This window comes from Pseudoalteromonas sp. JSTW, from assembly GCF_013423925.1.
Lineage (GTDB): Bacteria > Pseudomonadota > Gammaproteobacteria > Enterobacterales > Alteromonadaceae > Pseudoalteromonas > Pseudoalteromonas lipolytica.
Map to the genome: position 1 here is coordinate 2,971,820 of NZ_CP058972.1, position 14,151 is coordinate 2,985,970.

Here is a 14,151-nt window from a genome sequence, read left to right on the forward strand (position 1 = left end):
AACATACAGACAAGGAATTCAGGATTATAACGTTCTGTTTAATCTTCGAAAAAATTGACCGTATGTGGCATTATTTTTATTTTTACTGGTTGCTCGACCGCTAGTACACGATCATTTTCGGCAGCAACTTCTAGCTCCTGCCCAGCAATACGTACCTTATACACATAACGCGTACCGATAAAACGTCTGTTTAGTATGGCTTGACTACTTACATCGCCGTGCTCTGCCTCACATAACTTAATATGATGAGGTCGTACATACACCACACCGTGTTGACCTTGATGCTTGCTTTCGGTTAGCGAATGTATGACACCATACGTCGTTTCATATTCAGTTGGCGTTAAGACTTTTGCCGTTAAGTATATGCCCGTACCAAGAAACTCTGCAACCTCCTTTGAGTTAGGTTGGCTAAATAACTGCTCAGGAGTGCCTTGTTGCGCTATTTTTCCACCGTGCATCACCGCAAGCGTATCAGCAAAGGCAAACGCTTCTTCTTTTGAGTGCGTCACAAAAACAGCGGAAACTTGTTGGTCTTTTATAATCCGACGGATATCAGCAATTAGTTCAAAACGCACTTGGGTATCAATGTTCGAAAATGGCTCATCAAGTAGTAATAAACTGGGTTTATATGCCAAAGCTCTCGCTATTGCGACACGTTGTTGCTGCCCACCGGAGAGTTGATGTGGGTATCGTTTTGCACAGCCATCTAGTTTAACCAACCTGAGCATTTCACTCACGCGCTCACGTTTTTGTGCTTTACTCATATTGCTCAAACCAAAGGCAATGTTATCGCTTACTGTTAGATGCGGAAACAAAGCGTAATCTTGAAACATCATGCCGATATTTCGTTTTTCTGGCGCAATAAAGTGATGATTGTCACTGACCACTTGTGAGTCGATACTCATGTATCCTTGCGATGGCTGTAAAATACCTGCAATTGCTTTTAACGTGGTGGTTTTACCACACCCACTGGCGCCTAATAAACAGACTATTTCGTCTTGTTTCACATTTAGAGTAAGCTCACTCAATACCTTAGTGCCATTATATTGGTAGGCTAAGTCTTTAATTATCAAATGACTCATGAGTGATTGTGCTCCATCGAACGATTAACGAAATACAAAGGAATTAGTCCTACTAAAACAATAAACAAGGCCGAAATAGACGCTAACTCTAATTGCTCATCACTGACGTACTGAAAAACATGCGTGGCCAAAGTTTCAAAGTTAAATGGACGCAAGAGCAATGCGGCGGGTAGCTCTTTCATACATTCAATAAATACCAATAATCCTGCGGTTAATATACCGCGTTTTAGCAAGGGTAAATGAACTTTATACAGGGTTGTAAAAGGCCCTTTGCCCATTGATTGACTCGCCATATCGAGTGAGGGGCTGATACGTAAGAAACTACTTTCAAGCGCTCCATGCGCAATTGCATAGAAACGCACTATATAAGCAAAAACCATCGCAAATAGAGTACCACTTAATACTAGGCCTAACGAAAAACCGTGCGGCTCTAACCATGCATTCAGTAAGTCATCAAGCTGCGTTAAAGGCAGTAAAACGGCGATAGCAAGCACCGTGCCTGGTAGTGCGTACCCTGTACTCGCTAGACGTCCAGGAATAAGGGGGTAACGGTCTTTACTTATGCGTTGATAAAACAGCACACATAAGCTCAGTATAATAGTCGCCAGACTCACGACGACAGCAACCTTGAGGCTTTGCCATGCATAATTAAAAAATGCACCATTCCACGCATCTTCCGCATACACAATAGCGTACTTCACAAGCACTGCCACGGGTAATAAAAACGCCAGCAGCAAAGTAAGGCCACAGGCTATTGTTGCCCCCCAGGCTGCGCTGCCTTTTAAGCTGTATAACGTCGCACTATTAACACTTGATTGGCGCTCATACACGGCTTGGTTTCTTCGGCTGTAGCGCTCAAGCATCAGGGTTAAGAATAAAATGAGCAGCATAATGCCAGAAATTTTTGCAGCCGCAGTGAGAGAGTAATACCCCAACCAGGTATCGTAAACGGCGGTCGTCAATGTACTCACAGCAAAATAATTCACTGTTGCAAAGTCAGCCATCGCCTCCATGCTAATTAAGGTAATACCCGCCACAATAGCGCCGCGGCCAAGTGGCAAGCTTACTCGTAAGAAGCTTTGCAAAGGGGACAACCCCATTAACTGGCTGGCTTGCACAAGTTTAAATGATTGCTCTCTCAGTGCTGTTTTGAAAATTAAATACAGGTAGGGATACAACACAAGGGCAATCATCACAATTGCTCCTGTTAAGGTACGAATATCGAAAAACCAATAGTCATCCGGCGATTGCCAACCAAACCAATCACGTAGCGCAATTTGTACGGGACCTGCATAATCGAGTAAGTCCGTGTAAACATAAGCAATTAAGTAGGTCGGCATGGCAAGTGGCAGCATGAGCGCCCACTCAAATTGCTTTCGCCCCGGAAACTCACAATACGCAGTCAACCACGCTAATGGCAGCGCGATGAGGCAACTTAAAAGCCCGACTCCAGCAATCAAGAATAGAGTATTGCGGGTGTAATCCCACAACACAGTATCAAACAAGTGCTGAAACACATCAGAGCCTCCTTGCAGAGACTCCACTAATAAAAAGCCAAGAGGTGTTACAAGCAATAACCCGATAAACCAAGCTATTAACTGCCAGCGAGACAACGAAAACTTCACATGCATACGAGGCTGTTATTCCTTCATTAATAACAGGGCGATATAAAACAAAAGCTGTTTAAGCAATGCCGCTTAAACAGCTTTTTCAAATTTTTAAGCTGGAATAACGCTTTGTGCGTTATAAATCAAACTTCACTTCATCAATTAGCTTAAGTGCCACAGGGCGATATTTGCTAATTTCATCAAGCGACAAAGTATCTTCTTTAAATTTGCCCCATGATGCCACCATATCAGATAAAGCAACCCCTTGTTTTACTGGGTACTCCATATTGACTGAGGCATACATATTTTGCGCTTTATTGTCGGTCATATACTCAATCAGTTTCAAGGCATTTTCAGGGTTTTTGGCATATTTCGTCATCACCACCCCCGATACATTAATATGTGAGCCTCGGTTTGTTTGATTAGGGAAGTTAATATGCACCGCTTCAGCCCATGACTTTTGCTGCTCATCCTGCAACATTTTACCAAAGTAATAACTATTACCTAAGGCAATATCACACAGCCCTTCTTTTACCGCTTTAACTTGTGCACGGTCGTTACCTTGTGGTTTACGAGCTAAATTTGATTTTACGCCTTCAAGCCATTCTTTTGTTTTTACTTCACCGTGATGCGCCACCATAGACGCTACTAAGCCTAAGTTATAAGGGTGCTTACCAGGGCGCGTACATAATTTACCTTTGTATTTTGGATCGGCTAAGTCTTCATAACTCAGTGTGGGTAACGCGCCAACTCGCTCTTTTGCTGAGTAGACATTGCGCACTCGTTTAGTAAGTGCAATCCACTGCCCTTGTTCATCACGAAAAGTACTGGGGACATTTGCATTAACAATATCACTGTTAATTGATTGCGTTAAACCAAGCTCTTCTAACTGTACAAGCGCACTAAAATTTGACGTCAAAACGAGATCAGCCTTGCTATGCTTACCTTCGCGCTTTACGCGTTCAATCAGGCCCTTTTTAGCAAAAACAACATTGGTTTTTATGCCCGTTTGCTGAGTGAAATCATCTAAAATTGGTTGAATTAAAAAAGGTTGTCGGAATGAATATATATTAACGACATCCGCTGAAAGTGCAGGTGTGCTTAGTAAAGCCGTGAATAAGACTAACGCTGTTTTTTTCATTATTTAACACCTAAATAAAAACAATTCTCAAAATATTTTACCTACACTTAAGGCAAAGTGCACCTGTTAATAGTCATAAAACAATCATGTTAGCTGCCATTTAGGAAGTTACTTGTGAGAGATATCTTACCTACATGGCAGCTATTGAGTAAAAGCAGACAGCAAAAACCACATAAAAACCCATAACAAACTGAAAATAAACAATTTAATTAAAATGACAATAAAATGACCGCTATTTTAAGCACGATTTTGACCTACTCGCGCTTGGCAATTTCTCTATAATTAACTTATCAGCTAAGCATGAAGCTTTATGAGTAGATGGATAGGGAAGCATTACTCATATCAAACCTCGGATAAGGTTCATTAGGATAGTAAGGATATTAGGACAGGCTCAGGAAGAGTAACGCAAGGGAATGACAGCTTATGGACAGCATCAGGATGATGTGAAATGGAATAACAACAGGGTGTTGTTATACAGGAGTTCAAAAAGTGGAATAAAGGACAGGTCGTAAGGACAACGCAAGGGAATTGCTAATAAAGGGATAGCATCACGATGATGCGTAATGGAAAGGTAAAGTATTTACCAGCACGGATGTAAAGGAATGGACAGGATATAGACCCGGAGAGTCTTTATTACACAGAACAACTAAGTACAGTGTAATGGCATGGATTTGCAAAGTTTATGGAGTTGATTAGATTCAATTGCAGGATGCAGAAAATTAAGAAGATTCCGCAAGCGCGACTAGAGATAGTTCGCGCTTTTCTTTTGCATACTACCTACCCGCAATAATACTCAATCATTTTGAAGGATTAAAAGCTGACGTAAACAACGTTAAAAGTTTCTCATTTAATAAAACCTAATCACAAAACTGATACCTTGTTACCAACGCGCTTTTTTACCTCTGACTTTTATTGCCTCAACTTTTATTGCCTCAAAATAGAGCGCTCAATAAATCAAATTGATACAAGAATTACTCTGGGCGACCTTTGTTTCTTTTACCAAGCAAATAGGCATCTCTAAAGTTAATAAAGTGCTCTTCTAGCCTGCTGGTTGCTTCTTCTTCACCGGCAAGTGCCAAAACCATAATAGCGACTTCAGCCGTTCCTAGCTGGTGTTCATGGGGAGCGACACGTAAACGATAATCAGACAACTTTTCAGGCGTGATAGACAGCACGGGTAAGTGATCTAAGTAGGGACTTTTACGGATCATCTTTTTAGCTTCACGCCAAGTGCCATCTAAAAAGATAAAAAGCGGACGCTTGCCTTGTTCAGGTATCACCTCGGTAATCACACGGTTTTCGTCCTCAACATCACTGGCAGGAAAAATAACCATCGGCTGATACTGAGGATCGGCCAATAAACTTAGAAGCGCGCTATCTGGATTTGTTCGATCCCATTTAAATGCGTGGTTATCGGGAATAATTTCTGCAATTAAGCGCCCTGTATTAGAGGGTTTAAAACTCTCGTTATGATACATCAATAGGCATACAGCGGCTTCACATTCAGCCTGTTGAACACCTTCACAAATGCAGTAGTGTTCTGCTAATAAGCACCGTTCGCAGCGTGTGAGTTTTGCTCCTCGGGCTTTAAATTCTCGGCGAGATTCGCCCAATTGTTTAGCACGAAGTACCAAGACGGAGTTATTTGAGATAGTAGCCACTGTGTTTACCAGAAAATTGAACGGCGCGTATTGTAGCTAAAAATAGCAGGAATAGAAATCAATGCGAGTGGTTAGTGGTTAGTGGTTAGTGGTTAGTGGTTAGTGGTTAGTGGTTAGTGGTTAGTGGTTAGAAAAAAATAACCCCACATTTTTATGTGTGTAATCTAACTTCTACTTTATCGGGGTCAGATCAAACTTCTAACTTCTAATCTCTAACTTCTAATCTCTAACGTCTAATCCCTAAAAATAACAAAAAACCCAGCCGGAGCTGGGTTTTTAAAACGATTAGTCAAAAGAAATTACTTCTTTTTAACTGCTTTTTTGTTTGGAAGGTCAGTAATTGAACCTTCGAAGATTTCAGCAGCTAGACCGATTGATTCGTTTAGCGTTGGGTGAGCGTGAATAGTTAACGCAAGGTCTTCACCGTCTGCGCCCATTTCAACTGCTAAGCCGATTTCGCCTAGCATCTCACCAGCATTGATACCCACCATTGCACCACCGATAACACGACCAGAGTCTTTATCGAAGATAAGCTTAGTTTGACCTTCAGTACGTGCTGAAGCGATTGCACGACCAGACGCAGCCCATGGGAATACAGCTGTTTCGATGCTTAAACCTTGCTCTTTCGCTTCTTTTTCAGTTACACCAACCCATGCAATTTCTGGATCTGTGTAAGCGATTGAAGGGATACACTTAGGATCGAAGTAGTGCTTCTGACCAGAGATAACTTCTGCCGCAACGTGTGCTTCATGAACCGCTTTGTGCGCAAGCATTGGTTGACCAACGATATCACCGATAGCGAAGATGTGATCAACGTTTGTTTTAAGTTGCTTATCAACATTAATGAAACCACGCTCATCAACGTTAACGCCCGCTTTATCTGCATCAAGTAGTTTACCGTTTGGAGTACGGCCAACAGCAACAAGTACTTTGTCGTAACGTACAGGCTCAGCAGGTGCGTTTTTACCTTCAAATGTTACATATAAACCGTCGTCTTTTGCTTCAACGCCAGTTACTTTAGTAGATAGCATTACGTTAAACTTGTTCTTAACGTATTTTTGGTAAATCTTGATAACGTCTTTATCAGCAGCGGGTACTAATTGATCAGCAAACTCAACAACGTCGATTTCAGAACCCAGTGCACGGTACACCGTACCCATTTCAAGACCGATGATACCACCACCTAGTACAAGTAGTTTCTCAGGAACGTCTTTAAGCTCAAGCGCACCAGTCGAATCAATTACACGGTCATCTTCAGGGATGAAAGGTAGATTTACTGGTTGTGAACCTGCAGCAATAATAGCATTGTCGAATGTGATTGTTGTAGTACCTTCTTCACCTTCAACAGCCAGGGTGTTGCTACCAGTGAATTTACCGTAACCATAAACCACTTTCACTTTACGCATTTTAGCCATGCCGTCTAGGCCGCCAGTTAACTGACCGATTACAGACTCTTTCCAATCACGGATTTTGTCTAGGTCAATTTCAGGCTTACCAAAAGTAACGCCGTGAGATGACATTTCTGCTGCGTCATCAATCACTTTAGCTACGTGTAAAAGTGCTTTTGAAGGAATACAACCCACGTTTAGACATACACCGCCTAATGTGTTGCGAGACTCTACCAATGTGACTTCTAAGCCCAAGTCAGCAGCACGGAAAGCTGCAGAATAACCACCAGGACCACCGCCTAGTACAACAACTTGAGTTTTTAATTCGTTGCTCATGCTATTACCTTAAATGTTTGAACGGGAACACTGCCCCTAAGTTAAACTGCCATGTTTCTGCAAGGCAGAAAGTGAGAGCAGATATCTATACAAAGATTGTTCTATGGCAAAGATTGTATCATTGCCAATGGTAAAAATCCCAGCAAAAAACACCTTGCTGGGATTTGATTCTTATAAATTATGACGCGATTACATCACCAATTGGCGAATATCGCTCATATAGCTTGCTAGCGTCACAGTAAAGCGTGCTGCTAGTGCACCGTCAATAACCCTATGGTCGTATGACATTGATAATGGAACCATTAACTTAGGTTCAAACTCTTTGCCATTCCATTTAGGTTTCATCTCCGATTTAGAGACACCTAAAATAGCCACTTCTGGTGCATTTACGATAGGCGTGAATGCGGTACCACCGATACCACCAAGGCTTGAAATTGTAAAACAACCGCCTTGCATGTCAGATGACGTTAGTTTGCCATCACGCGCCTTAGCCGACACGTCCATTAGCTCGCGAGAAAGCTCAATGATGCCTTTCTTATCAACATCTTTGAATACTGGCACAACCAAACCATTAGGTGTATCGACTGCAACACCAATGTTGATGTATTTCTTCAAGATTAAACTTTCACCGTCTTCAGACAACGAAGAGTTAAATGTCGGGAACTCAGCCAGAGCTTTCGCTGCTGCTTTCATGACAAACACAAGTGGCGTGATTTTAACACCCAGTTTTTTCTTCTCAGCCAGTGCATTTTGCTCTTTGCGGAATGCTTCAAGACTGGTGATATCAGCTTCATCAAACTGTGTAACGTGTGGGATTTGCACCCAGTTACGGTGTAAGTTAGCACCTGACAGTTTTTGAATACGTGATAATTTCTTCTCTTCAATCTCACCAAACTTGCTAAAGTCAACTTTTGGCCATGGAATAAGACCCAGCTCACCACCGCCTGTATTGCCTTTGCCTGCATTACCTGATTCAACTTGCTTCACAAGTTCTTTAACGTAGTTTTGCACGTCTTCTTTAACAACACGATTTTTACGACCCGTGCCTTTAACGTTTGCTAAGTTAATACCAAACTCACGCGCTAAACGACGAACAACTGGCGATGCATGTGCATACGCGTTGTTATCGGCAAACTCTTCTTTGCTAGCTTGTGCTGAAGCTGGCTTAGCCGCAGGGGCTGCCTCTGCTTTTGCTGCTGGCGCAGGTGTCGACTCTGTTTTCGCTTTAGGCGCTGATGCTTTTGCACTGCCCGCAACTTCAAATACAAAGATAAGAGAACCTGTTGAAACTTTATCGCCTGCAGCAACTTTGATTTCTTTAACCGTACCAGCAAAGGGTGCTGGTACTTCCATTGAAGCCTTATCACCTTCAACGTTTAAGATTGATTGATCTTCTGACACGCTATCGCCAACAGCAACCATAACTTCGGTTACTTCAACTTCATCACCACCGATATCAGGCACGTTAACTTCTTTTGTGCTTGATGCAGTGTCAGCGGGCGCTTCTTCAGCAGGTGCAGACTCTGCTGTCGGAGCGTCAGAGTCACTTGATGCTGTTTCGAAAACAAAGATTAAAGAGCCTGTTTTAACTTTATCGCCTGTCGCGATTTTGATCTCTTTAACGGTACCCGCAAATGGTGCAGGTACTTCCATTGACGCTTTGTCACCTTCAACGCTTAATAAAGATTGCTCTTCTTCAACTGTATCACCAACAGCAACCATGATGTCAGTCACTTCAACTTCGTCGTCACCGATATCTGGTACCGTTACGTCTTGCGTCGCTGAACCTGAAGGTTGCTTAGCAGGCTCTGGCTTTGATTCTTCTTTTGCTTCAGAAGATGCAGAAGCTTGCTCTTCACCTTCGAAGATCATAATAAGTGAACCCGTCGTAACAGTGTCACCTTCGGCTACTTTAATTTCTTTAACCGTTCCTGCTTGTGCAGCAGGAACTTCCATTGATGCTTTATCGCCTTCAACCGTTAATAACGACTGATCAACCTCAACCTTATCACCAACGCTAACAAGGATTTCGGTTACTTCAACGTCATCGCCACCGATATCTGGTACTTTAATTTCAATACTCATTGGAACCTCTTATGCGTATAGCGGGTTAACTTTGTTAGTGTCGATGTCGAACTTCTTGATTGCTTCTGCAACCACAGACTTCTCAACGTCACCACGTTTAGCAAGTTCAGATAATGTTGCAACAACAACATAACCTGCATTAACTTCAAAGTGACGACGTAAATTTTCACGGCTATCAGAACGACCGAAACCGTCTGTACCAAGTACTTTGTAGTTACTGCTTGGTACAAATGAACGAACTTGCTCTGCGTAGTTCTTCATGTAATCCGTTGCGGCAACTGTTACAGCGTCTGACAATGCTTCAGTGATGTAAGCAGTCTTTTGCTCTGCGTCTGGGTTAAGCATATTGAAACGCTCAACATCTTGACCATCACGTGTTAATTCATTGAATGAAGTCACTGAGAATACATCTGAACCAATACCGTACTCTTCACTTAAGATTTGGGCAGCTTTACGTACTTCAATCATGATAGTACCCGAGCTTAGCAACTGTACTTTCGCTTTATCGCCAGCCACGGTTTCAAGCTTATAGATACCTTTACGAATACCTTCTTCAGCGCCTTCAGGCATTGCTGGTTGATGGTAGTTTTCGTTCATCAGTGTTAGGTAATAGAACACGTTCTCTTGATCTTCACCGTACATACGACGAATACCGTCTTGCATAATAACTGCAACTTCGTAAGCGTAAGTTGGGTCATAAGAAATACAGTTAGGCACTGTGTTAGCAAGAATATGGCTGTGACCATCTTCGTGCTGCAAACCTTCACCATTTAACGTTGTACGACCTGCAGTGGCACCTAATAAGAAACCACGTGCTTGTTGGTCACCCGCCATCCATGCCATATCACCAACACGTTGGAAACCAAACATAGAGTAGTAGATATAGAATGGGATCATAGGTAAATCGTTGGTGCTGTATGATGTTGCAGCAGCAACCCATGACGACATTGCACCTAACTCATTGATACCTTCTTGTAATACTTGACCTGATGTAGCTTCTTTGTAGTAAGAAACGATGTCACGGTCTTGAGGCGTGTAATTTTGGCCATGTGGGTTATAAATACCGATTTGACGGAATAAACCTTCCATACCAAATGTACGTGCTTCGTCAGCAATGATAGGCACAATATTTTTGCCAATACCTTTGTCTTTAAGCAACACATTAAGTGCACGAACAAAGCCCATTGTTGTAGAAATGTCGCGCTTTTGCTCTTCAAGTAATGGTTTAAATGCCTCTACTTCTGGTAAGACTAACTTTTCAGAGAATTTAGCAATACGCTTCGGTGTGTAACCTTGAAGTGCTTCACGGCGAGCGTGTAAGTATTTGTACTCTTCTGAGCCTTCTTCAAGTGTTAAGTATGGAAGATCAGCTAATTTATCATCTGACACAAGATCTTGTAAACCAAGACGCGAACGTAAGTGTGCTACGTGTGTCATGTCCATTTTCTTAACTTGGTGTGCGATGTTTTTACCTTCAGCCGCTTCACCCATGCCGTAACCTTTAACCGTTTTCGCTAGGATAACAGTTGGACGGTCTTTCGTTTCTTCTGCTTTTTTGAATGCTGCGTAAAGCTTTGATGGCTCATGACCACCACGCTTAAGTGCGAAGATTTCTTCGTCTGTCATATCAGCAACAAGTGCTGCTGTCTCTGGATAACGACCAAAGAAGTGCTCACGCACGTAGGCACCGTCTTTTGCTTTATATGTTTGGTAGTCACCGTCAATAGTTTCGTTCATTAACTGTAGTAACTTACCGGTTGTATCTTTAGCAAGTAAGATATCCCAACCGCTGCCCCATACAACTTTAATCACGTTCCAGCCTGCACCTTTAAATAGGCCTTCAAGCTCTTGAATGATTTTACCATTACCCATTACTGGGCCATCTAAACGCTGTAAGTTACAGTTGATTAGGTAACATAGGTTATCTAATTTTTCACGTGCAGCGAATGAGATTGCACCACGTGATTCTGGCTCATCCATCTCACCATCGCCTAAGAAAGCATATACGCGTTGGTTTTTAGTGTCTTTTAAGCCGCGACCATCTAAGTACTTTAAGAAACGCGCTTGGTAAATTGAAGCAATTGGACCCAGACCCATCGATACCGTAGGGAACTGCCAGAATTCAGGCATTAATTTCGGGTGTGGGTACGAAGGAAGACCTTTACCATCAACTTCTTGACGGAAGTTATCAAGCTGCTCAGCTGTTAAACGACCCTCAACGAATGCACGCGCATAGATACCTGGAGAAATATGACCTTGATAATAAACTAAGTCACCGCCGTCTACATCGTTTGGCGCTTTAAAGAAGTGATTAAAACAAACTTCATAAAAAGCCGCTGAAGACTGGTAAGACGCCATATGGCCGCCTAAGTCGAGATCTTTTTTCGACGCGCGTAATACGATCATAATCGCATTCCAACGAATGATTGAACGAATACGACGCTCAACATTCACATCACCTGGGTAGGCTGGTTCTTGATCTACTGGAATGGTATTAACGTAGTTAGTAGTTGTGCCAGTAGGCATATCAACACCGTCTAAACGGGCTTGCTCTAACACTTGCTCAAGTAAGAATTGAGCACGTTCTACACCTTCTTCACGCACAACAGACTCAAGGGCTTGTAACCACTCTTGTGTTTCTAGCGCGTCTACGTCAATTTTATTGACTTCAGACATATGGAGGTTTCCTTATGTTTAAAATACTAATTATTTTAATAAATCTTAAATTAAGTAGTTAACTAAACTTAGCTAATCACTTGCTTAATGTTGTTTGGTGCGTCTTAAACTACGTTCAATCCGCGAATGCTCTTTGCCAGCCTCAAGTAAGGCTTCTTCGATAAAGGCCAAGTGAGCATTACTAGCAAGGCGTGCTTGCTCTGGGTTTCCTTCAATAACCGCATCCATTAACAGTCGTCTATGCTCCGCGAGCTGCTGGCTGATTTGCGGCTTTTTTAACAGTACAGTTAAATTTTGTAATACATTTTGCTCAAGCAATGCTTGCATACCACGCACTAAGTGCAGCAACACGACATTATGAGACGCTTCAGCTACGCTGAAATGAAATGCATTAATTGCTTTTGCTTTTTGCACAATGTCATCATTTACAAGCGCAATATTGTCAAAGCTTTGTTTTACTTTTTTAAAATCATTCGTCGTACCACGCATTGCAGCATAATAAGCTGCGATTCCCTCAAGAGCATGACGAAATTCAAGTAAATCAAATTGTGATTCAGGATGTTTACTTATCAAATCAAAGAGTGGATCAGTAAGCCCCTCTTCAAGCTGATTTTTTACAAACGTGCCACCCCCTTGACGACGCGTGACTAAGCCTTTAGCTTCCAGCTTTTGAATAGCCTCTCGAAGTGATGGACGCGATACTTCAAACTGTTTCGCTAACTCACGTTCAGGAGGTAATTTTTCGCCTGGCGCTAACGACCCCTCAAGAATCATATTCTCAAGTTGTTGTAAAATTACATCAGATAATTTTGCTGCTTTTATCTTTAAAGACATTTATCAACGTCCGCGTTGTTTCGGCCAAGCCCGCTAAACACAGGGTTTTTAGCCATAAGACTCAACCAAAAGGTAAATTGGTCATACCAAATTTGTAGCATACGTTATCAAAAACCGGTATTTCTGTCAATTTCACTGCGCTCAGCGCCAACTGACACGGTACTCCATTTTGCATAAAGATTAAACAGTATGGAAGAAAGTCGCTATTTCGGAAGAAGAAAACAATAAAAAATAAATGGTCAGACCAGATTGACAAGCACGCTCTTAGAAGTCAGCTATTTGATGTTAGCTGATTTGAGTGGCTTTGTAGAAAGGCAAAGTAGAAAGCATTACAGTGCTGAAAAATCAAAACTCAAACGACGTACATTAACAGAATGATTCATGACTGAAATCATTCCTACAAGCTTTACTCTTGCAGCTCGCTGACTTTAAAAGCCACTCCCGGCTAAAGCCAGCCCTTGCAACTTGCTAACTTTACTACGCCAACCCACCAAATAGAGTGAGTGCGGCAATAATGACTAAAAAGAACAACACATTACGTTTTACGAGTTTCATCATACAGGTTGCCTCATAAGTGCAACCAACATACTGCTGCTCAATTTGCTCTGCAGCCAAAGCTGTTTGAGTAACCACTTTGCGATTGCTTACTGAAAAGTCCAACACGTATTTCAACCAGCAACTGGTTCCTTTATTAAAGTTGCCAATAACAAGATAACCAAAACTTGCAATGCGCGCAGGTAACCAATCTAACCAAAATAATAAGGTATGAATTAGTTTAAAGCGTTTTGCATACACCATATTATGGTTTTCTCTTACCTTGTCAGCGTAAGTACGCACTAAGCCATAGAGTATTGCGCCCGGTACACCCAATATCACAAACCAAAAAATAACAGCACAATAAAAGCGGAAATTAAGCCATGCGAGTGTTTGCCCGAATGTTTCCCCTTGGGGCTCAGCTTCTGTTTTCTTTTGGCCCATTTGTAATGCAAATAATGTCGCAGCTTCTTGATCGTTTCGCGTTAGGGCATTGAGATAAGACTTATACAGTGCTCGTTGCTTAGCACAGCCAAAACACGTTAATAACACCACGGTGTTAACCGCTAATTGCCATACTATAAAATCTGATAACTTATAAACTAAGGCAATAGCAATCACTGGTAACATTAACCAGATCAGAAAACCAACGGGCGAATTAAATAAGCCTTTATCTGATAAGTGTTTTTTAGAGTGCTTTAGGTAGTGATCGGCATAAAAACCAATTTGCCAGTAATCAGCCCGCGCCCCAAGACGCTCAATGACTAGCGCAACTATAATTGAAATCAAGATCATGCTTGTTACCTA

9 protein-coding genes are annotated in these 14,151 nt (G+C 42.0%); all 9 read right to left on the reverse strand.

Annotated features, from left to right (window positions below):
* Positions 1 to 38 precede the first annotated feature (38 nt).
* Positions 39 to 1,082: an ABC transporter ATP-binding protein gene (locus GZH31_RS13435; protein WP_180311085.1), complete on the reverse strand. Its 1,044-nt coding sequence runs from the start codon at positions 1,080 to 1,082 to the stop codon at positions 39 to 41.
* Positions 1,079 to 2,713, reverse strand: a complete 1,635-nt coding sequence (locus tag GZH31_RS13440; RefSeq protein ID WP_065979649.1) for an iron ABC transporter permease — start codon at positions 2,711 to 2,713, stop codon at positions 1,079 to 1,081. The genes GZH31_RS13435 and GZH31_RS13440 overlap by 4 nt, the downstream gene beginning before the upstream one ends.
* Positions 2,714 to 2,825: 112 nt before the next feature.
* A complete protein-coding gene (locus GZH31_RS13445; RefSeq protein WP_036965938.1) occupies positions 2,826 to 3,830 on the reverse strand; it encodes a Fe(3+) ABC transporter substrate-binding protein in 1,005 nt (334 codons plus the stop codon).
* Between the two features lie 971 nt (positions 3,831 to 4,801).
* Positions 4,802 to 5,491, reverse strand: coding sequence for a tRNA-uridine aminocarboxypropyltransferase (locus GZH31_RS13450; protein WP_036965935.1), 690 nt, complete (start codon positions 5,489 to 5,491; stop codon positions 4,802 to 4,804).
* Between the two features lie 299 nt (positions 5,492 to 5,790).
* On the reverse strand, positions 5,791 to 7,215 hold the full coding sequence (lpdA, locus tag GZH31_RS13455) for a dihydrolipoyl dehydrogenase (RefSeq protein WP_036965933.1): 1,425 nt from the start codon (positions 7,213 to 7,215) through the stop codon (positions 5,791 to 5,793).
* A 189-nt stretch (positions 7,216 to 7,404) separates the two neighbouring features.
* On the reverse strand, positions 7,405 to 9,300 hold the full coding sequence (aceF, locus tag GZH31_RS13460; protein ID WP_036965930.1) for a pyruvate dehydrogenase complex dihydrolipoyllysine-residue acetyltransferase: 1,896 nt from the start codon (positions 9,298 to 9,300) through the stop codon (positions 7,405 to 7,407).
* A 9-nt stretch (positions 9,301 to 9,309) separates the two neighbouring features.
* The gene (aceE, locus tag GZH31_RS13465) at positions 9,310 to 11,976 is read right to left on the reverse strand and encodes a pyruvate dehydrogenase (acetyl-transferring), homodimeric type (RefSeq protein WP_180311086.1); all 2,667 of its coding nucleotides are present in this window, start codon (positions 11,974 to 11,976) and stop codon (positions 9,310 to 9,312) included.
* Between the two features lie 84 nt (positions 11,977 to 12,060).
* Positions 12,061 to 12,810, reverse strand: a complete 750-nt coding sequence (gene pdhR, locus GZH31_RS13470; RefSeq protein WP_036965924.1) for a pyruvate dehydrogenase complex transcriptional repressor PdhR — start codon at positions 12,808 to 12,810, stop codon at positions 12,061 to 12,063.
* A gap of 477 nt (positions 12,811 to 13,287) precedes the next feature.
* The gene (ampE, locus tag GZH31_RS13475) at positions 13,288 to 14,139 is read right to left on the reverse strand and encodes a beta-lactamase regulator AmpE (protein WP_180311087.1); all 852 of its coding nucleotides are present in this window, start codon (positions 14,137 to 14,139) and stop codon (positions 13,288 to 13,290) included.
* Between the last annotated feature and the right edge of the window lie 12 nt (positions 14,140 to 14,151).

What these genes read in the sequence shown, in the direction of transcription:
- GZH31_RS13435 (WP_180311085.1), bottom strand. Translation starts at nt 1,082, where the DNA reads ATGAGTCATTTGATAATTAAAGACTTAGCCTACCAATATAATGGCACT.
- GZH31_RS13440 (WP_065979649.1), bottom strand. Translation starts at nt 2,713, where the DNA reads ATGCATGTGAAGTTTTCGTTGTCTCGCTGGCAGTTAATAGCTTGGTTT.
- GZH31_RS13445 (WP_036965938.1), bottom strand. Translation starts at nt 3,830, where the DNA reads ATGAAAAAAACAGCGTTAGTCTTATTCACGGCTTTACTAAGCACACCT.
- lpdA (WP_036965933.1), bottom strand. Translation starts at nt 7,215, where the DNA reads ATGAGCAACGAATTAAAAACTCAAGTTGTTGTACTAGGCGGTGGTCCT.
- aceF (WP_036965930.1), bottom strand. Translation starts at nt 9,300, where the DNA reads ATGAGTATTGAAATTAAAGTACCAGATATCGGTGGCGATGACGTTGAA.
- aceE (WP_180311086.1), bottom strand. Translation starts at nt 11,976, where the DNA reads ATGTCTGAAGTCAATAAAATTGACGTAGACGCGCTAGAAACACAAGAG.
- pdhR (WP_036965924.1), bottom strand. Translation starts at nt 12,810, where the DNA reads ATGTCTTTAAAGATAAAAGCAGCAAAATTATCTGATGTAATTTTACAA.
- ampE (WP_180311087.1), bottom strand. Translation starts at nt 14,139, where the DNA reads ATGATCTTGATTTCAATTATAGTTGCGCTAGTCATTGAGCGTCTTGGG.